The organism is Variovorax sp. 278MFTsu5.1, assembly GCF_048305045.1.
Taxonomy (GTDB): Bacteria; Pseudomonadota; Gammaproteobacteria; order Burkholderiales; family Burkholderiaceae_C; genus Variovorax; species Variovorax guangxiensis.
Genome location: NZ_CP157623.1, coordinates 230,181 through 249,707 on the forward strand (window position 1 = coordinate 230,181; position 19,527 = coordinate 249,707).

General features: G+C 66.4%; 18 protein-coding genes. 5 read left to right on the plus strand and 13 right to left on the minus strand.

All coding sequences use genetic code 11. The annotated features are described in order from the left end of the window. Positions 1–31 precede the first annotated feature (31 nt). The 11 genes from ABL844_RS33200 to ABL844_RS33250 all read right to left on the minus strand — a co-directional run bounded on the left by ABL844_RS33200 (position 32) and on the right by ABL844_RS33250 (position 12,312). Positions 32–1,684, minus strand: a complete 1,653-nt coding sequence (locus ABL844_RS33200; protein WP_418126413.1) for a long-chain-fatty-acid--CoA ligase — start codon at positions 1,682–1,684, stop codon at positions 32–34. A 218-nt stretch (positions 1,685–1,902) separates the two neighbouring features. Further along, the gene (tnpB, locus tag ABL844_RS33205; RefSeq protein ID WP_418126416.1) at positions 1,903–2,073 is read right to left on the minus strand and encodes an IS66 family insertion sequence element accessory protein TnpB; all 171 of its coding nucleotides are present in this window, start codon (positions 2,071–2,073) and stop codon (positions 1,903–1,905) included. A 394-nt stretch (positions 2,074–2,467) separates the two neighbouring features. Next, entirely contained in the window at positions 2,468–3,874 is a 1,407-nt protein-coding gene (locus tag ABL844_RS33210; protein WP_418132289.1) for an FAD-binding oxidoreductase, read from the minus strand. 21 nt (positions 3,875–3,895) lie between these two features. Next, the gene (locus tag ABL844_RS33215) at positions 3,896–4,648 is read right to left on the minus strand and encodes an ABC transporter ATP-binding protein (protein ID WP_418126420.1); all 753 of its coding nucleotides are present in this window, start codon (positions 4,646–4,648) and stop codon (positions 3,896–3,898) included. A gap of 22 nt (positions 4,649–4,670) precedes the next feature. After that, positions 4,671–5,801, minus strand: a complete 1,131-nt coding sequence (locus tag ABL844_RS33220) for an ABC transporter substrate-binding protein (protein ID WP_418132290.1) — start codon at positions 5,799–5,801, stop codon at positions 4,671–4,673. A gap of 78 nt (positions 5,802–5,879) precedes the next feature. Continuing rightward, positions 5,880–7,703 (minus strand): ABC transporter permease subunit, encoded by a 1,824-nt coding sequence (locus ABL844_RS33225; protein ID WP_418131974.1) that lies wholly within the window; start codon positions 7,701–7,703, stop codon positions 5,880–5,882. Positions 7,704–7,713: 10 nt separating this feature from the next. Then, on the minus strand, positions 7,714–8,586 hold the full coding sequence (locus ABL844_RS33230) for a branched-chain amino acid ABC transporter permease (protein ID WP_418131975.1): 873 nt from the start codon (positions 8,584–8,586) through the stop codon (positions 7,714–7,716). 54 nt (positions 8,587–8,640) lie between these two features. Next, complete coding sequence (locus tag ABL844_RS33235; RefSeq protein ID WP_418131976.1) at positions 8,641–9,246, minus strand: DAK2 domain-containing protein; 606 nt, start codon at positions 9,244–9,246, stop codon at positions 8,641–8,643. Continuing rightward, the gene (locus ABL844_RS33240; RefSeq protein WP_418126430.1) at positions 9,246–10,244 is read right to left on the minus strand and encodes a dihydroxyacetone kinase subunit DhaK; all 999 of its coding nucleotides are present in this window, start codon (positions 10,242–10,244) and stop codon (positions 9,246–9,248) included. Before ABL844_RS33240 ends, ABL844_RS33235 begins: the two co-directional genes overlap by 1 nt. Positions 10,245–10,402: 158 nt before the next feature. After that, a complete protein-coding gene (locus ABL844_RS33245) occupies positions 10,403–11,383 on the minus strand; it encodes a Bug family tripartite tricarboxylate transporter substrate binding protein (protein WP_418131977.1) in 981 nt (326 codons plus the stop codon). A 38-nt stretch (positions 11,384–11,421) separates the two neighbouring features. Further along, positions 11,422–12,312, minus strand: coding sequence for a dihydrodipicolinate synthase family protein (locus ABL844_RS33250; protein ID WP_019655277.1), 891 nt, complete (start codon positions 12,310–12,312; stop codon positions 11,422–11,424). A 156-nt stretch (positions 12,313–12,468) separates the two neighbouring features. On the opposite strand from ABL844_RS33250, the gene ABL844_RS33255 reads away from it, so the two are divergent. Further along, complete coding sequence (locus tag ABL844_RS33255) at positions 12,469–13,200, plus strand: GntR family transcriptional regulator (RefSeq protein ID WP_418131978.1); 732 nt, start codon at positions 12,469–12,471, stop codon at positions 13,198–13,200. Positions 13,201–13,477: 277 nt separating this feature from the next. Here ABL844_RS33255 and ABL844_RS33260 read toward each other — a convergent pair whose 3' ends face one another. Further along, entirely contained in the window at positions 13,478–14,146 is a 669-nt protein-coding gene (locus ABL844_RS33260; RefSeq protein ID WP_418131979.1) for a TetR/AcrR family transcriptional regulator, read from the minus strand. Between the two features lie 377 nt (positions 14,147–14,523). On the opposite strand from ABL844_RS33260, the gene ABL844_RS33265 reads away from it, so the two are divergent. From ABL844_RS33265 to ABL844_RS33275, 3 genes are read left to right on the plus strand one after another with little or no spacing between them, the layout of a single operon-like run. Beyond that, the gene (locus ABL844_RS33265; RefSeq protein WP_418131980.1) at positions 14,524–15,357 is read left to right on the plus strand and encodes a tripartite tricarboxylate transporter substrate binding protein; all 834 of its coding nucleotides are present in this window, start codon (positions 14,524–14,526) and stop codon (positions 15,355–15,357) included. After that, positions 15,357–16,130, plus strand: a complete 774-nt coding sequence (locus tag ABL844_RS33270; protein ID WP_418126441.1) for a cyclase family protein — start codon at positions 15,357–15,359, stop codon at positions 16,128–16,130. Before ABL844_RS33265 ends, ABL844_RS33270 begins: the two co-directional genes overlap by 1 nt. Positions 16,131–16,149: 19 nt before the next feature. After that, positions 16,150–17,844, plus strand: a complete 1,695-nt coding sequence (locus ABL844_RS33275) for a CocE/NonD family hydrolase (protein WP_418131981.1) — start codon at positions 16,150–16,152, stop codon at positions 17,842–17,844. Positions 17,845–18,283: 439 nt separating this feature from the next. On the opposite strand, the gene ABL844_RS33280 is transcribed toward ABL844_RS33275, so the two are convergent. Further along, positions 18,284–19,012 carry an alpha/beta fold hydrolase gene (locus ABL844_RS33280; protein WP_418131982.1) on the minus strand — a complete coding sequence of 243 codons (729 nt, stop codon included), beginning with the start codon at positions 19,010–19,012 and terminating at the stop codon, positions 18,284–18,286. A 94-nt stretch (positions 19,013–19,106) separates the two neighbouring features. On the opposite strand from ABL844_RS33280, the gene ABL844_RS33285 reads away from it, so the two are divergent. Next, a complete protein-coding gene (locus ABL844_RS33285; RefSeq protein ID WP_418131983.1) occupies positions 19,107–19,508 on the plus strand; it encodes a MerR family transcriptional regulator in 402 nt (133 codons plus the stop codon). Positions 19,509–19,527 lie beyond the last annotated feature (19 nt).

Below are 19,527 nucleotides of genomic sequence, written 5' to 3' on the forward strand. Positions count from 1 at the left end.
GTCCGGGCTCGCGGGGGGGAGGGCGAACGCCTCAGGCGCCGGGCACGTCGGTGGGCAGCCGGTGGTCGCGAAACTGTTCACGCAGCCGGGTCTTCTGCAGCTTGCCGGTGGCGGTGTGGGGCAGCTCATCGACGAAGACCACGTCATCGGGCATCCACCAGCGGGCCACGCGGTCCTGCATGAAGCCGAGGATTTCCTCGGCCGTGACCTGCGCGCCGTCATCAGGCACCACGATCAGCAGCGGGCGTTCCTGCCACTTGCTGTGGTACGCGCCGATGACGGCGGCTTCCTTGACCTTGGGGTGGCCGACAGCGAGGTTCTCCAGGTCGATGGACGAGATCCATTCGCCGCCGGACTTGATGACGTCCTTCGAGCGGTCGGTGATCTGCACGTAGCCGTCCCGGTCGATCAGCGCGACGTCGCCGGTGGCGAACCAGCCATCGGCATCGAGCACCGCACCGGGCTCCTGGCCGTAGTAGGCAGAGACAACCCAGGGGCCGCGGACCTTCAGTTCTCCCGGTGTGTGCGCATCGTCGGGCAGCCGGTGTCCTTCGCTGTCGAAGACCGCGATCTCGACGCCGAAGATGGCCCGCCCTTGGCGCGCCTGCACGTCGAAGCGTTTTTCCAGGGCAATGCCCTCGTGGCGCGGCAGCAGATTGCAGATCGTCGAAAGCGGGCTGGTCTCGGTCATGCCCCAGGCCTGGATCACATAGGCGCCGAACAGATGCTCGAATTTCTCGATGATGGCGCGCGGCGCGGCGGAGCCGCCAACTACAACGCGTTCGAGGCACAGGGCGGCGCGCGCGGTCGCGTCGAGCTTCTCGGCGTGCTGGAAGAAGCCGAGCCACACGGTCGGCACACCGAGCGAGAAGGTGCAGCGCTCGTCGCGCATCAGCTCGAAGAGGCGCTCGCCGCCAAGGTCCGGCCCTGGCAGCACCAGCTTGGCACCGCACATCGCGGCTGCGTACGGAATGCCCCAGGCGTTCACATGGAACATCGGCACCGCGAGCAGCACGCTGTCGCGCGTGCCCAGTTGCAGACCGTCGGCCGCGCACGCCGCCCACGAGTGCAGCACGGTCGAGCGGTGGCTGTAGAGCACGCCCTTGGGGTTGCCGGTGGTGCCGGAGGTATAGCAAAGCGAGGAGGCCGTGTGTTCGTCGAGGGCGGGCCAGCGGGCCAGCGGCTCGGCGTCATTCACGAGGTCTTCGTAGCAAAGCAGCGGGCTGGGCAGGTCCAGCGCCGGCAGCTCCTCGCGGGAGCACAGGGCAACGAACGCCTTGACGGACCCCAGTTGGGGCGCGACCTGTGCGAGCAATGGCGCGAAGCCGAGATCGAAGAAGAGCAGTTCGTCGGCCGCGTGGTTGACGATGTAGCTGATCTGTTCGGGAAAGAGCCGCGGGTTGACCGTGTGCAGCACCGCCCCGATCCCCGAGACGGCGTAGTAGAGCTCCAGATGCCGATGCGTATTCCAGGCCAGCGTCGCGACACGCGCGCCGGGCTGGATGCCATGTGCCTGCAGGGCCGAGGCCAGCCTGGCCGCACGCTGCGCCACCTGTCGCCAGTTTGTTCGCTCGCACTGTTGCAGGTTGACGTGCGAGACGATTTCCACGTCTGGATGGTGTCGCGCCGCATGCTCCAGCAGCTTGGAAATCAGGAGCGCATTGCTCTGCATCAAGGCGTTCATCTCGTTGTCTCGTGTCTTTCTTCTGTCACGTCGAGCGATGGGCTTGGCATTGTTTTTACATGCCGGCCGGTAAGTTAAGTCATGCTAGCAGCTTTGATTGCCTGCCACAACGCGGGCCGGCCCCGGGGGAAACCCGGGGTGCCCGCGGCGAAGTAGAAGTGAGCCACCGTGCACGCCCACGCATCAGCACATTCGGCAATTGCACTGCAGCACGCAGATCACCCCAGCTTCGCCGATCTGCTGCCACGGCGGTCCGAGCACCAGCGCATCGAACTGGGGAGGGGCGGGCTGAGGGTGATGCCGCTGTCCTTGGGCCAGACGAACTTGTCCTGGTGCAGGCGTCGTGCCGACAGCCAGATTCCGATGCCGTCGTGCACCAGGACCTTCATGCGATTGGCGAACAGGTAGGGCTCGGAGGTTCGGGGGCGAGCATCGCGCACATGCTGTGCAAATCCTCGCACGCATTACGGATGTATCGGTACTAGCCGGCTCGCTGAGGTCGAGATGCGATCCATGCATCAAGCTCGTCTTCTCTATATCCCGAATCAGTTTCTTGGCATTCCAGGGAGGCGCAGGCTGTTAGTTTGGGGGCGTCTGAAAGTCGGCCAGCCACATTTGTTCCCAGAAACACCCGGTGAGCGTCCGGCCTCCCATTGGCCTAGCGAGAAAGAATGCATATGCGGGCGACGTGTGCGTGAGCGAACTGGTCTGACGCACGTGATCGAAACACTGGCTGCCGTGAAGAGCGACGGTGTGGAGCGGGCTTTGAGGCCTATCACAGGACTACATCTGCAGCATCTTCCCTGGGTTCATGATGCCTCGGGGGTCCAATGCGCGCTTGATGTCGCGCATGAGTTCGATGGCCTCGCCGTGTTCGATTTCGATCTGCCCGATGCGGTGCAGGCCGACGCCGTGCTCGCCGGTGCAGGTGCCGCCGAGGCGGATCGCACGCAGTGCCACGTCCTCGGCCAGGGCCTCCGCCTTGCGTCGTGCCGTAGGATCGGTGTCGTCGTAGATGATGCCCAGATGGAAGTTGCCATCGCCCACGTGGCCGACGATGGGTGCGTACAGGCCGCTCTCCCGGATCGCGGCCTCGGTCTCGGTGATGCATTCCACCAGCGCGGAGATAGGCACGCATGCATCCGTACCCATGGAGCTCCAGCCGGGGTGCATCGCGAGGTTGGCGTGGTAGCAGGAGTGCCGCGCCTTCCACAGCCTGGAGCGGTCTTCGGGCTGGTGGGCGTAGCGAAATCCGCTGCCGCCGTTGTCGAGCGCGAGCGCTTCCACCGTCGCGACCTGTTCCGCCACAGCGCTCTCGCTGCCGTGAAACTCGATGAACAGGGTGGGGCGAGCCTCGAATTCGTCGAGCTTCGAATAGCGGATGCAGGCGTCCATCTGCACGTCGTTGAGAAGCTCGATGCGCGCGACCGGCACGCCCAGCTGCAGCGTGGCGATCACAGTGTCCATGGCGGCGCGCAGGCTGTCGAACTGGCACACGGCCGCCACCACGTGCTCCGGCAGGCCGAAAAGGCGCAGCTGCACTTCGGTGATGATCCCCAGCAAGCCTTCGCTTCCGACGTACAGCCGTGTCAGGTCGAGCCCCGAGGCCGACTTGCGCGCGCGCGTGCCGGTACGCACGATGCGTCCGTCGGGCGTGACCACCGTCAGGCCCATGACGGTTTCACGCATGGTGCCGTAGCGCACCGCGGCGGTGCCGGAGGCCCGCGTCGAGGCCATGCCGCCCAGCGACGCGTTGGCGCCGGGGTCCACCGCGAAGAAAAGTCCGCTGGCGCGCAGGTGCTCGTTGAGCTGCTCGCGCGTCACGCCCGCCTGCACGCGGCAGTCCATCGATTCGGTGGAGACCTCGAGCACGCGGTCCATGCGCGATACGTCGATGCAGACGCCGCCGTGGATCGCCGCGACGTGGCCCTCCATCGAAGTGCCGCTGCCGAAGGCGATGACCGGCACCGCCTCGCGATGGCACAGCTTCAGGGCGGCCGCCACTTCCTCGTTGCTCAGCGGGAACAGGACCACGTCGGGCTGGCCGGGGTCCGGCAGGCCCTCTCCATGGCTGTGGTGCGCGCGCACCGCCGCGGACGTGACGGCACGATCTCCGAAGATCGCGCGGAACTCGGGCATGAGGGATTCGACTGCGGCGGCAGTCTGGGCGAGTGTCTGGTGAAAGGCCATGGTCTCTGATGGGTGGTCGTGTCAGGCCCCGAGGTAGGCGTCCCGCACATGGTCGTCGTGCAGCAGCTGCGCGGCGGAGCCTTCGAGGGCGATCCGCCCGCCTTCGAGCACGTAGCCCTGGTCGGCCACGCTCAGTGCCGCGAATGCGTTCTGCTCGACGATCACGACAGTGCGGCCGGCGCGCGCGATGCGGCGGATGTCGAGGAACATCTCGGTCGTGAGCTTGGGCGACAGGCCCATCGACGGTTCGTCCAGCAGCAGGATGCGGGGACCGGCCATCAGTCCGCGTGCGATCGCCAGCATCTGCTGTTCTCCGCCGGACAGCACGCCGCCCATCTCGCCAGCCTTGCGCTTGAGCACCGGGAACAGCTCGTAGATCTCGTCCAGCGTGGCGCTGATCGCGCCCTTGTCGCGCCGGCGCACGTAGGCGCCGACCTCCAGGTTCTCCTTGACGCTCAGGGTCGAGAAGATGCGTCGGCGCTGGGGCACGCAGGCGATGCCCGAAGCCACGATCTGCTCCACCGAAAGCCCGCCGATGTCCTGGCCTGCGAATTCCACGCGCCCCGCGCCGGCCTTGAGCCGGCCGACGATCAGGTTCAGCGTGGTCGACTTGCCCGCGCCGTTCGCGCCGATGACCGCGACGATCTGGCCCGCATAGGCGCGGATCGACAGGTCGAACAGGATCTGCACCTTGCCGTAGAACACGTCGACATGCGAGAGCTCGAGTTCGGGCCGTTCGGTGACCATGGCACGCGGCAGGTCTGCTTGCATCATGGGGTTCCTCGCTGCGTGGGGCTCAGAACTTGACCGCCGAGCGAACGACCGGCTGACCGCCCTTGATCTCCACGATGTTGACCTGCCGGTTGCAGTCGCCGGCCTTGTCGCACTTGTAGTCTGCGAGCAGGCCGCTGTAGCCCACCCTGGAGAACGCCTCGCGGATCTTCTCGACGTCGGAAGACCGCGCCTCGTTGATGGCCTTCGCGGCAAGAATGGTCGCGTCGTAGTAGGTGGCGGACCAGACGTCAGGCGCCATCCTGTACTTCGCCTCGTACTTCTTCACGAAGGCCTGCACGGCGGGGTTGGGATCCGTCGGCACGAAGTAGGAGGCGCTCATCGAGCCTTCCGCGGCGCTGCCGGCCAGCTTGAGGAACGCTTCCTCGGACAGCACGGCGCCCGCGAACTTGAAGGGCAGGCCGAACTGCTTGGCCTGGCGCAGGATCAGCGCCGCATCCGTGTCGTGCGCCCACAGGATGACCAGCTCCGCACCGGCCTTTTGCAGCTTGGCGAGCTGTGCCGAGTAATCCTTGTCGCTGGGGTTGTGGCTTTCCACGGCGACGGGCTTGAGCCCCAGCGAAGCCATCTGGGCGACCACGCGCGCCTGCCCCGACTTTCCGAAGTCGTCGTTGGCATAGAAGATGGCCGTCTTCTCCCCGGCCTTGAGTTCCCTCTGGGCATAGGCGATCAGCGCCTTGGCCTGCACGTCGTCGTCGGAGCGGGTGCGGATCACGTAGTTGCAGCCGCTGTGCGTGATGGCCACCGACGTGCCGCCGGTGAGCGACACCACCTTGCCGTTGCAGTAGGTCTTCTGCGTGGCCATCTGCGTGACCGAGTAGTGCGGGCCGATCATCACCGGCACCTTGCTCACCTGCATCAGCTTGTTCACCGCGTTGATCGCGCCGTTCGGGTTGTCGCCCTGGTCGTCCTCGAACACGACTTCGAGCGGCTTGCCCAGAACGCCGCCCGCGGCGTTGATCTCCGTGACCGCCAGCTCCACGCCCTGCTTGAAGTTGCGCCCGACGAGCGCCTTGGGGCCCGTCTGCGGCAGCGAGACGCCGATGAGCGCATCGGCCATCGCGGGCAGCGACAGCGCGAGCGACGCTGCGGCGATCCATGCGCGGCGTGACGAGGGAAGGGTGGTTTTCTTCATGCTTTTGTCTCCAGTGGATGGCGCGGTGCGCATTGATCTGAGAGGGAACGAAAACTGGGAGGGCGCACGGCCGGCGGCTCAGCCCGCCACCGGCTGGACGGCGAGCGGGCGTGCGGTCTCTTGGGGCACGCGTTCGCCCAGGTAGGCCTCGATCACTGCCGGCGTGTTCATGACCTCGGCCGGCGCGCCGTCCGCGATCTTGTGGCCCAGGTTGAGCACCACGACGCGGTCGCACATGTTCATGACCAACTTGATGCGGTGCTCCACCACGAGAATCGACATGCCCTGCGCGCGCAGGTGCTGCAGGATCTGCGCGAGTTCCATGATCAGACCGCCGCGCAGCCCCGCCGCCGGCTCGTCGAGCAGCAGCAGGCGGGGCTTGTTGACGATCGCGCGCGCCATCTCCACCAGCCGGCTCTGTCCGAAGGACAGGTCGCCGCCGCGCCGGTAGGCGAGGTGCGCGACGCCCATGCTGTCCAGGGCTTCAAGCGCCGCCGTGCGGCAAAGCGTTTCGCGCGAACCGGGCACGCCCCTCGGTGGTTGCCACGCGACCATGACGTTCTCCAGCACCGTCATGGATTCCCAGAGCCGCACGTTCTGGAAGATTCGGGCCACGCCCTTCGCGTGGATCGCCCATGGCGCGTGGTTGTCGATGCGCTCGCCTGCCAGTTCGATGCCGCCTTCCACGCCCACGGTGCCCGAGCAGGCGTTGATCATGGTCGACTTGCCCGATCCATTCGGGCCGATCAGTCCGAGGATCTCGCCGCGGCGCACGTCGAAGGCGACGTCGTCGAGGGCCTTGACGCCGCCGAAGCTGCGCGACACGCGGCGCACCTGGAGCAGGGGCTCGCCGCTCACGGGCACCGGCGTGCGGCCGGCCAAGGCCGCGCTCGCGGCGGATGCGGCCGCACCCAGGTTCAGCGGCGCGGCGGGCGCTTCGCCCACCGGCTCGCGCCGGCCCGTCAGGAACGCGCCGAGCAGCCAGTCGCCGACCACGCCGAGGCCGCGCGGCGCAAGCAGCAGGATCGCCACCACGCCGATGCCGAACGCGGCCAGGTAGTAGGTCTGCAGGCCGCGCAGTGCCTCGGGCAGCACGGTGATCACCACCGCGCCAAGGAAGGTGCCGGCGATCGAACCCAGGCCGCCGAGCACCACCATCAGCATCACCTTGATGCTCTCGAAGACCGTGAAGTTGTTCGGTGCTGCGAACCCGACCAGCAGGACGTAGAGGCCGCCTGCGAGCGAGGCCCAGACGCTGCACACCGCGAAGGCGATGGTCTTCACGCGGCGCGAATCGACGCCCATGGCCTCGGCGGCGATCTCGTCGTCGCGCACCGCACGCATGTCGCGGCCGAGGCGCGAGCGCTGGAGCCAGACCATCGCGGCGTAGGCCGCCAGGCTCAGCACGAGTAGCGGAAAGTAGAGCTGCTTGTCGATGTGATCGCCCAGCGCAGGGATGTTCAGCGTCGGGATGTCGCGCATGCCCATCGGCCCGCCGGTGAGGGCTTCCTCGTTGAGCGCGACCATGCGGAAGATCTCGTTGAGCGCGAGCGTCACGATGGCGAGGTAGTGGCCCTTGATGCGCGTGCTCACCGCGCCCAGCAGCACGCCCACGGCGGCGCTCAGCAGCATGGTGGCCGGAAGCGCCACAAACCAGGGCAGCGGCAGGCGCATCATGAGCAGCGCCGTCGCATACGCGCCGAAGCCCACGAGCGCGGCCTGGCCGAGCACGATCTGCCCGGTGATGCCGGTTGCCACCTGCAGGCCCAGCGCGGCGATCGCGAAGATCCACGCCAGGTTGAGCACGTGCAGGTAGTAGATGTTGAGATCGAGTGCGATCGGCAGCGCCAGCGCGGCGAGCACGGCGACCCACGCCAGGGGGCGCATCCAGGTGTTGTGCATGATGGACTCCTCAGGCGCGGTCGGCGTTGCGTTCCGGAAGGATCCCCTGCGGGCGCAGCAGCAGGAAGATCAGCAGCACGCCGAACGCGATCGCGTCCTTGTAGGTGGAGGAGATGGTGAAGGCGCCGACGTTCTCGATCACCCCGAGCAGGACGCCGCCGAGGATGGCCCCCGGCACGCTGCCGAAGCCGCCGATGATCATCGCCACGAATCCCTTCAGCCCCACGAGCGTGCCCATCTCAGTCGTCACGTAGAACAGCGGCGCGAGCAGGATGCCCGCGAGCGCGGCCAGCACCGAGGAGAACGCGAACGTGCCGGCGAGCACGCGGTTGACCGGAATGCCCATGAGCTGGGCGGTCTCGCGATCCAGCGCGGTGGCGCGCATGACCTTGCCGATGGTGGTGTAGCGCAGGGCCAGGTATTGCAGCACCATCACCAGCACCACGATGACCATGATCACGAGCTGCTGCACCGGAATGCGCAGGCCGCCTACGTCGATCACGCCGTCGCCGAAGGGGCTGGCGTACAGCAGCGGTTCGGGCCCGTAGATGATGCGGGCCATCTCCTTGAGGAAGATGCCGAAGCCCACGGTCGCGATGATGGCCACCAGTGCCCGTTGCCGCTGGAGCCGGGCGAACACGAGCCGCGAGAACAGCGCCCCCAGCAACGCCATCACCGCGGCGGTCAGCAGCGCGGCGAGCCAGAAGGGCAGGTGCATGCTCGTCGTGAAGGTGGCGACGAAGACGAACGCGGAAAAGGTCAGGAACTCGCCGGCCGCGAAGTTCACGATCGCCATCGTGTTCCAGACGTAGGCGTAGCCGAGCGCGATCAGCGCGTAGATGCAGCCCATGGCGAGGCCGCTGACGATCACTTGTCCGAGCATGTCGATCTGTCTCCGTGTTCGTTTTTCTTTGGCGAGGGGCGCGCGCGGGTGCTGTCAGAGCGCTTCGACCATGCGCAGCAGCGCGACCATGCCGGGGTCGTCCAGGCCGATGGTCTTGTCCGCGAACATGCGGGCACGGCCCATGCGGTTGGGCTTGTCGCGGAAGGCGTCGAGCGATCCGCGCAACGCCGCGCCGGCGAGCGCGAGGGCGGGAGCATCGGCCGCGGCACCGGACAGGGCGCGCTGGATCGCATCCAGGCCGTCGAGCACGGTCTTGTCGCCGAGGGCGGCGCCGCCGCGCGCGGACAGCGTAGTGATCACTTCGGACAGCAGCGCCGCGACGTCCTGCGCCGAGAGCAACTCCCTGCCGGCACAGTGCTTACCGGCCGTCATGAGCGCGACGGTCAGCAGCGTGCCGAAGCTCGAGCCGGAGGCTTTCGCCGAGGCCTGCGCGCAGCGCTTGAAGATGCCTTCCAGCGAGTCGGGTGAAGCGGGTGAAACGGGCAGCGCCTGCTCCATCAGCGTGGCGCACTTGTCGAGCGTGGCGCCGAGATCGGCGTCGCCCAGGCGGCCGTCGAGGGCGTTCAGTTCAGGCGCGGCGGCATGCATGGCGGCGCACCAGCGCGGCACCGCGCGGGCCAGGACGTTGGCATCGAGCATCACCGCACGCTCCAGAACGGGCAGGTTGCGGGCGCTGTCAGCAGTGCCTCGAGGTCGGCGTCCAGCTTCATCACGCTGAGGGAGGCGCCGGCCATTTCCATCGAGGTGGCGTAGCGGCCCACGAGCGAGAAGGCGATGTCGACGCCGCGCCCGGCGAGCACGGTCGCAATGCGGCGATAGAGGATGTAGAGCTCTTCGGACGGCGTGGCGCCCAGGCTGTTGACCAGCACTGCCAGGCGGTCGCCGCGCGAGACCGCCAGTTCGGGCAGCACCCGCTCGAGCATCTCGTCGGCCAGGGCGTCGGCGGTCTTGAGCGGGCCGCGCCAGATGCCCGGCTCGCCGTGGATGCCCATGCCGAACTCCACTTCGTCGTCAGCGATCTCGAACGAGGGCTTGCCGGACTCCGGCACCACGCAAGGCGTGAGCGCGACGCCGATCGTGCGGCAGGCGTCGTTGGCCTTGCGCGCCGTGGCGGCCACCTCCTCGAGCGTCGCGCCCGCGGCCGCCCTGGCACCGGCGGCCTTGTAAACCAGCACGAGGCCTGCCACCCCGCGGCGCTTCTCGCGCTGCTCGGGCGGCGCGCTCGCCACGTCGTCCGACACGCGCACCGAGGCCGTCTTCATGCCCTCGAGTTCCAGCATTTCGGCGGCCATCTCGAAGTTCATGCGGTCGCCGCCATAGTTCCCGTACAGCTGCAGCACGCCGGCACCGCCATCGGCCGCGCGCATCGCCTCGATGCAGTCGTCCATGCGCGGTCCGGCGAACACGTTGCCGACGGCGCAGCTGTCCAGCAGGCCTTCGCCGACGTAGCCGAGGAAGACGGGCAGGTGGCCCGAACCGCCGCCGGTGACGATGCCGACCTTACCCGCGACGGCGCCGCCGCGCCTGACCACCACGCGGCCGCCTTCGCCGCGCCGCGCCAGCTCTGGATGCGCCAGACAAAGTCCGTCGAGCATTTCGTCGACGTAGGCCTGAGGGTCGTTGAGGATCTTCTTCACGTTGCTGTCTGCCTTGCTATGGGTCTACGGAGTGCCCCTGCATGCGGGCGCGTCCGCGCGCCGGTGGCGGCCGGGCCGCACCGTGCGAATGGATGAATGTGCGAGGGCTTCTTGCGCATTCGCAGGCACGCGGCCCGCGCTGCGCAGAAGCACGGTCTTCAGTCGACCTTGAGGCGGCCGTCCCGCGTGGCCTGCGTGGCCAGCGCGTATTCGGCGTCGAGGATCCGCGCGAACTCCTGCGGCGTGCTCGACAGCGCGACGCTGCCGAGTTCGCGTGCGCTCGCCACGGTCTGCGGGTCCTTCACGGCCTGCGCGAGCGCCGCGGCCAGTTTGTCCTGGATGTCCTTCGGGGTTCCTGCCGGTGCGAGCACGCCCACGTAGGTCGTGCCGTCGATGTCGCCGAACCCGAGCTCCGCGACCGTCTGGACGCCTGGCAGCGAGGGGTCCTGCGTCGGACCCAGAACCGCCAAGGCCTGCAGCGCGCCGCCCTTGATGTGTTGCAGCGAGCTGGTGACCTGGTCGAAATGCACGTCGACCTGGCCGCCGATGACGTCCACCAGCGCGGGGCCGGAGCCCTTGTAGCTGACCGTCGTGAACTTCGCCTTCAACAGGCTCTCGAGCTGGAGCAGCGCGAGGTGGTTGGGCGTGCCGGGCCCCGAGTGCGCCGCCGTGACCTTGCCATCGCCGGAGCGCGCATAGGCGGCGAACTCCTTGAAGTTCTTGAAGCGGGTTTCGTTCTTGCGCGCGAGCAGCACCATGGAGCTCTTGTTGACCAGCCCCAGCGGCGCGAAGCTCGCACGGCTGTAACTGGTCTTGACCATCTCCGGCACGGTGACGATGACGCCGGCCCCGCACAGCAGCAGCGTGTAGCCGTCGGCCGGCGAGCGCGAGACCTGCATCGCGCCGATCGAGCCGCCAGCGCCTGCGCGGTTGTCCACGATCACCGATTGGCCCAGCACCTTGCCGAGGGCGACGGCGACGGTGCGCGCCACGATGTCCGTGTTGCCGCCCGGCGCGAAGGGCACGACGAGCGTGATCGGCTTGGCCGGAAAGCCCTGTGCCCACGCGGTGGGCAGCAGCGTGGTTCCCAAGGCTGCAGCGGCGCCCATGCCGAGGATCTGCCGACGCTGGATTCTCATGTTCATGTCTCCTGTCTTTCTTGTTTGCGGGGCCTGCTTCAGGCGTCGAAGCGCAGGACGTCTTCCATCGCGGCCTCGATCTTCCTGCGCTGCTCCTCGCCGGTGGCCGGCATCGGCGCGCGCGGCAGGCCGGCCTGGCAGCCCTGCAGCGTGATAGAGGTCTTGATGTTGGCAGGCAGGTTGTCGCCGACCAGCGCGTTCCAGAATGCCAGCATCGACTTGTGCATTTCCAGCGCCTTGACGTGGTCGCCGGCCTGGACCGTGTTCCACAGGTTCACGCAGACGCCGGGCAGGGCCGCGGGCGTGGCGGCGATGGTGCCGTGGGCGCCGAGCGCGAACGACGAGTACAGCAGGGCATCGACGGCGGAGAACACCTTGCAGCCTTCGGGAACGCCCAGCAGCAGGTCGGCCATGAGCTTGAGGTCGCCCTGGCTCTGCTTGATGCCCTGCACGCCGGGCAGCTCCTTCATCAGGCGGATCATCTGGGCCGGGTTCAGGTAGTTCCAGGGCACCACGTTGTAGATCACCACCGGCGTGTCGACCGCCTCGGTCAGGGCCTTGAAGTGGTTGTGGGTGGCCTGCTCGTCGGGCTTGAAGAGATAGTGCACCGGCGTGACCTGCAGCGCCGCGACCGGCAGATGCGCGATCGCCTTGGCGCGGTTGATCGCGTCGCGGGTGCTGTTGGAGATGATGCCGGCGACGATCGGCACCTGGCCTGCCACCTCGGCGGCGGTGATCTCCATGACGCGCTTGAACTCGTCGACCGTGAAGGTGTGACCTTCGCCGGTGCTACCGCCGGGGCACACGCCGTGGACCTTCTTGTCCAGATTGAAGCGGATGACCTTGCGGTAGGCCGCTTCGTCGATGCTGCCGTCGGCGGTGAAAGGGGTGACGAGGGGAGGGATGACGCCGGTGAGACCGAGACCCATGGAACTGCTCCGTTCTGAATGCCTGTGGATTGAAGACACGGCTGGCGCCGCGCTGGTATCGGACTATACGCCGACTAACATGTTAGATGAATGTCAGTATTAACCCTAGATCGAGGACAATGCGCTCCAAGGCCCTCAGCCCCTTACGATGACCCCATGAACATTCCCGCCGCAGCCTTGTCCGAGCCCACCACGAAGCCCTCGTCCCCAGGGGGCGAGGGCGAGCCGGTGAACCAGCGCAGCCGCGCCTACCAGGGGTTCCGCCAGCAGATCATCGATGCGCGGATCCGGCCCGGGCAGTTCGTCTCCCAGCGCGAGCTGATGGAGCTGCTGGAGATGCCGCTGGCGGCCGTTCGCGAGCTCGTGCCGCGGCTGGAGGCAGCCGGTCTGATCAAGACGGTGCCCAAGCGCGGACTGCAGATCGCCTCGGTCGACATGAAGCTGATTCGCAACGCATGGCAGGTGCGGGCCATGGTCGAGCGCGAGGCGGTGATCAACTTCGCCCGCGTGGCAAGCCCCGAAACGCTGGCCCGGCTGATCGAGCGCCATGAAGCCATCCTAGAGCGCGCCCTGCAGCCCCAGCCCGACGCGACGCTGGAGCGAGACGCGCAGGCCGTCGACTGGGGCCTGCACGATCTCATGGTCGACACGATCGGCAACGAGATCCTCTCGGAGATCTACCGCGTCAACAGCCTCCACGTCCGGCTGATCCGCTACGACGCGGATTCGATGCGGCCCGTTCAGGTCGTGCCCGCGATGCGCGAGCACCTGGAGTTCCTGCATGCGCTCGCGTCGCGGGACTTCGACGCAGCGCTTGCGCACATGATGTCGCACATCGAACAGTCCAAGCACAGGGTGCTGGCGGGCATGCTGCGCGTCGGCCAGTAGACGCGCAGCGAGGCCAAGTGCATCGTGGTCATCAAGGAAGGAAAACTCTGCGCGCCCTGGCTCAATCAGGCGCTCGCCGGCCGGGCGGCGACGGAGTAGCGCAATTGGCGCAGGGTGGGTTGCATGGAGGCCGTCTCCGGAGGGGCCTTCTGGGTCACGCCGCGGCTGTCGACCAGGTCGACCACAACGGCGCAGCACGTCGTAGGCTGTTCTGGCTTTTGGTGCCGGCTTGCTCAAACGCACAGCGCTCGCGGTTGTTGCGTGGACAGGCGTGGTTTCACCCCGAAGCCGGCGCCCGTATTCCTCCAACAATGAAGTCAATCAGTGCGGTTCGGATAGTCTGGCGGTCGGCTGCCGTGGCCTTGCTGCCCGAAAGGCGCTGAAGGCGGCTTGTCCGTCCCCTGTCGCTCAACGAGAGCACGACGGTGCTGACCATCAGCATGTAGCGCAGGTACATCAACTCCAGCGGAATCTCCGGCACTGCGTCGTGCAGGGCCGCGACGAATTGCTTGGCCATCGGATCGAAGTGCTTCTTGATCACGCGCTCGGTCATGGCTGAAGGCACCAGGCGATGTTTCAGGATCAGCTGCGCGAGCAATTGGCCCTCGGTGGCGGCATCGGGTCCGACGTATGGGGCAACGAATGCGTCCACGATATCTTCGACATCGGGCTTGTGTCCGGTCGCCTCGGCGGCCGAGGTGAGTTCTTGCAGCGCGCGTGTGCGACGTTTGTTCACACGTGCGGAGAGTTCGCCGAAGACGGCTTCCGCCAGCGCCTCCGTGCTTCCGAAATGGTAGTGGATCGCCGCGACGTTGACCCCCGCGTGGCTGGTCAAGGCGCGGACAGGGACGCCGTCGATGCCCTTCTCGGCATAGAGCGCCAGCGCGGAATCAATGATCTTCTGCTGTGTCAGGCGATCGGATGAGGGAGACGGTCGTCCAGGCATATCCACAAGAAGGAGGAAAAGGAGCCGGTTCCGGAGCTGTCGTAGAGAGGCCGGGTGGGGCGTGCCGATTCTGCATCAGTTTCGGACCGGGCATTCATCGATCAATCGACTGTTTGAATCATTCGATTGGAACGGCCATGCAAGAAAACAATTGATTGAAACATGTGTTTTATTTGCCTAGAATTCGCGCACTGACGGTTCCCAGTGCAAAACATGCGCCCCGCGGCGCTTCAGGAGACAAGCCCATGTTGAATCGAAGAGCGGTACTCGCCGGTGCGGCGGCTACCTTGGCAGTCCCGATGGCAAAGGCCGCGACGCTCCTGCCTGAAATGCTCAGGATCGTGATGCCGTTCCCTGCGGGAGGAGCCTTGGACGGAATGACACGCATCTTTGCCGACACCTATCAGAAGGTGACGGGCCGCACGTGCATCGTCGACAACAAGCCCGGGGCCGCGACGACCATCGGGGCGGCCGAGGTGTCGCGCGCGAAGCCCGACGGCTCGGTCGTGCTGTGGACGACCGGCGGACATCTGACCAACGGCGTGTTGATGAAGAAGCTGCCCTACCACCCGATCGAGGGTTTCACACCCTTGTCGATGGTCTACACGACCTACGGCTTCGCTCTGCTGCACAGGGCGAACGGGCCATTCCACTCCCTGGCTGACTTCATCGCGGCCGCGAAGAAGCAGCCGGGCAGGTTCAGCTACGCCTCGGCCGGCAACGGCAACACCACGCACGTGGTGGGTGCCCTGTTCGCGAAGCAGGCCGGCATCGAGCTCATCCACGTGCCCTACAAGGGCACGCCGCTGACGGACCTGATCAGCGGCGTGGTGGATGCGTCCTTCATCGCGCCGTCTTCGGTGATGCAGTACATCGAGGCCGGCAAGATCAGGGCGCTCGCGATCACCGGCCCGCAGCGCGCCGATACGCTGCCGAGCGTGCCCACGTTCGCGGAACTGGGAATGCCGGACATCGACATTCCCGCATGGATCGGCATGCTGGCGCCCCCGAACATGTCGCCCGACGTGCTGGCCGCCTTGTACGGCGGCGTCTCGAAGACGCTGGCTGACCCGGGTTTCAAGGCCAAGATGACGACGTTCGGCAACCAGGTCTCGGGCATGCCGCCGCAGCAATTCAAGCCCTACCTCGAAAAGGAGTTCGCGCGCTATCAGCGCATCCTTCCTCCTCTCGGCATCGAAATGGACTCGTGATGTTCAAGAAGATCGTGGACCTTTCCATCTTCCTGGAGAACGACGTGATCTCCGATCCGCCGGCCTTCGCTCCCAGGATCCACTACATGGACCATTCGCAGAGCTTCGGCCGCCTGGCCCAGTTCTTCCCGGGGCTGAAACCGGAGGATCTTCCCGACGGCGAGGCGTGGGCGGTCGAGAAGGTCGAACTCAGCACGCACAACGGCACGCACCTCGATGCGCCCTGGCATTTCGCTTCGACGATGAATCGCGGCGAGCCTGCGATCACCATCGACCAGGTGCCGCTCGAATGGTGCCTGCAGCCTGGCGTGAAGCTGGATTTCAGGCACTTCGAGGATGGCTACGTGGTGCAGGCCGCGGACGTCGAGGCAGAATTGCGGCGCATCGGCCACACGCTGCAGCCGCTGGAGATCGTGATGATCAACACGCGCGCCGGCAGTCGATACGGCCAACCCGATTTCGTGCAGTCGGGCTGCGGCATGGGCTACGAAGCGACCATGTATCTCCTCGAGCGCGGCGTGCGTGTGACGGGCACGGACGCCTGGAGCTGGGATGCTCCTTTCCAATACACCGCAGAGCGATACGGGCGCGACAAGAACCCCGCCGTGATCTGGGAAGGCCACAAGGCAGGCCGCGACATCGGGTATTGCCATCTCGAGAAGCTGCACAACCTGGAAGCGCTGCCTGCCGACGGATTCTTCGTGTCCTGCTTTCCGGCCAAGGTCCGGGGCGGTTCGGCGGGGTGGACGCGCGCCGTGGCGCTGTTCCAATGAACAAGGAAGAGACAGGAAAATGATCTTCGAAAAGAACGTGCCCATCCGCCTGAGCGATGGGACGGTGCTCAGGGCCAATGTATTCAGGCCCGACGATGGCGTGCCCGCACCCGTTCTCATGACGCACGGGCCCTATGGCAAGGATGCGCATTTCGAGGACGCCTTCAAGCCGCAATGGGACGAGCTCAAGCGGCTGTACCCGGGCATCGACACCGATGGCAGTTCGGGCCGGTACCTGCGCTGGGAGGTGGCCGACCCGGAGCGCTGGATTCCCTGGGGCTACGCGATCGTGGTCGTGGACAGCCGCGGTGCAGGGGAGTCGCCCGGCAAGCTCTGGGCCTGGTCGCCGCAGGAGACGGACGACTATGCCGAATGCATCGAGTGGGCCGGTACGCAGGAATGGTCGAACGGCAAGGTCGGCCTGCTGGGCATCTCCTACTACGCGATGAACCAGTGGCAGGTTGCCGCGCGCCGTCCGGCCCATCTGGCCGCCATCTGTCCATGGGAAGGCGCCAGCGACCTGTATCGAGACGCCAGCCATCATGGCGGAATCTTCGGCAACGTCTTCTTCGAGTACTGGTTTCCCAAGCAGATCCTGTCGGTGCAGAACGGCAATGCCGGCAGCCCCTACTTCGATCGGGAAACGGGCGGGACGAGCACGGGCACTGCCCTGGATCAAGAAACGCTTCGCAGCAACCGCGTGGACGTGATCGAGGAATTCAGGTCGCATCCGCTGATCGATGACTGGTACGACGCCCGAACGGCGAAGCTCGCGGACATCGAGGTGCCGGTGCTATCCGCCGGGAACTGGGGTGGGATGGGATTGCACCTGCGCGGCAACGTGCAGGGCTTCATGGGCGCCGGCTCGCGGCAGAAGTGGCTGCAAATGCATGGGGGGACGCACTGGGAGTCCTTCTACCTGCCCGAGTACGTACAGCTGCAGAAACGCTTTTTCGACAGGTTCCTCAAAGGCGAGCCCAACGGCTGGGACGCACAGCCGCCCGTGATGCTGGAGGTCCGCCATCCCGACCAATTCGAGCAGCGCTCCGAACACGAATGGCCGATTGCCCGCACGCAGTGGACGCGCCTGTACCTTGACGCGGGCCACCGCGAATTGGCGTTCGAGCCATTCAGCGCCGTCGCCGTCGCGACTTATCGGGCACCGGGTCGTGGCATCGAGTTCTTGAGCGCGCCCATGGAGGCGCAGACGGAATTCACAGGGCCTGTGGCACTGGTGCTGTGGACCCGGTCGAGCACGACGGACATGGACCTCTTCGTGACGCTGCGAGCCTACGATCCCGAGGGGAAGGAAGTGCCCTTCCGTGGAGCGACGGATCCGCAGGTGCCGATCGCGCAAGGTTGGCTGAGAGCTTCGCACCGCAAGACGGATCCTCTGCGTTCAGGGCCGGCCCAACCTTTTCACATGCACACCGAGGTCGAACCTCTCACACCTGGCGAAGACTACCGTGTGGAGGTCGAGATCTGGCCGACTTCCATCGTGCTGCCGCGCGGATATCGGCTGGCGGTGAGGATCGATGCTCAGGACTTCGAGCGTGAAGGTGCGGCTGGACCGCGCAAGGGATCTGGCCCGTTCCTGCACACCGATCCCCGAAACCGCAGGCCGGACGTCTTCGATGGTCAGAACGCCATCCTCACTGGCGGGCGCTACGACTCTCACTTGGTGCTGCCGTTGATTCCTCCCGCCGACCACTGAGCGACATGGAAAAAACGGACGTTCTTGTGACGACGATCGAGATCGCGCGGGCCGGCCTGGGCTTCACTCCCGCAGCAGGGCTTGACTGCATCTGCGAGTTGATCGGTCGGGAGAATCCCCGGGACTTGGATCACGACCAGAACGTGGAAAGGCTACTTCGACTCGCTGCGTGCATTTGGAGCCTGAGGCATTCCCTTCTTGCGCCCACTTCCGCCTCAGTTGCGCATCCGCCGTAGTTGAAGTCGCGGGGCAATGTCACGGCCTCGCTCGATCTCGAGTCCAACACGCGAAACGCCCACTCGCTCGGACGGAACCAGATGGACCAGACGACGCAGCAGAACACAGCACTGGTCGAGGAGCCCGCCGCAGCGGGAACGGGTGCCTTATTGTATTTTTGGGCCAAACGTTTTCACACAGCCTCGGCCCAAAGCAGCCGTTCTCAGATCGACGCCGGCCTTTGGGCTTGGCGCGCGCTTGCGGCGTCGACACGTCGCAACCAACGCAGCAAAGCCGCAACGACCGCTGCCGGCTGCTCCAGGATCGACATATGACCCGCCTCGGCCACCGCCACAAGCTCGGTGTCCGGCAGCAGTGAGGCCATCTCCTGGCTCAGGCCGAAGGGTGTGATCTGGTCCTCACGCCCACACACCACCACGGCGGGCACCCGGATGCGAGGCAGCAGGTCGCGGGTGTCCACCCGGTTCATTGCGGCCCGCTGCTGGCGGACGAAGCCCTTGCTCCCCCCGGTCGACGCCATGTCGAACAGCAGTTGCAACAGTTCCCGGTCCTGCATCCTCGATGCGTGAACGAGCCGCGCGGCAAACCCCTGGGCGACTTGGCCGAAGGCGGAAGTGCCCGCGCCTTCGGCACCGTCCACGGCTTGGATCATCCGTTCTCGGGCCTCTTTCACTTCCTCGGCGTCAGCGCGGGCGCCCGTGTCCAGGAGCCCCAGTCCCGCAACGCGGCCGCCCGCCTGGCGGCACACCTCCTGCGCGACGTAGCCACCCAGCGAGAACCCTGCGACCGCGAATGCGCCGGCCGGCATGGCCGCTATCGCATTCCGTGCCGACTCGGCGATGCTGTCGTGCAGGTGCGTGGGAGCGACATGGCACGTGCGCTCTCCGGCGATGGCGGTCGTCAGCGGACGCCAGATTCGGGCATCATTCATCAGCCCGGGAAGGAGAAGAAGGGGTGTCGCTTGGTTCATAGCCAGAGTTATAACTATGCAGTTGGATGCATAGTCAAGACGGAGTACACGACAGGTGTGGATCGCTGAATTCGCGCGCCGCGCGGGAGTGAGGGAGACGACCGTCAGGCACTACCTGCGGGAAGGCCTGTTGTCGCCGCGAACAGGGGCCGCCGGCGGGTCGCGGCCTTACCTGGAGTTCACCGAATCCGACCTTCGCCTGCTGTCGGCCATCCGGGCCGGCCAGGCTCTTGGCCTCGCACTGCCGGAGATCAAGCTGCTCATCGGGGAGCGGCGTTCCGGGAGCGGGCACGCGCGGATGCTCAAGGCCTTGACCGCGCAGCGAGACAAATTGCGCGGCAGGGCTCTGGACTTGCAGACGATGCTCACCTTCCTCGACCGCAAGATCGCCTGGCTCGAAGCGGGTGCGAAGGGGCCGCCGCCTTCACATGCAGCCGCCCGTGCCGCGAAGAGATGAGGGGGATGCGATGTCTGCT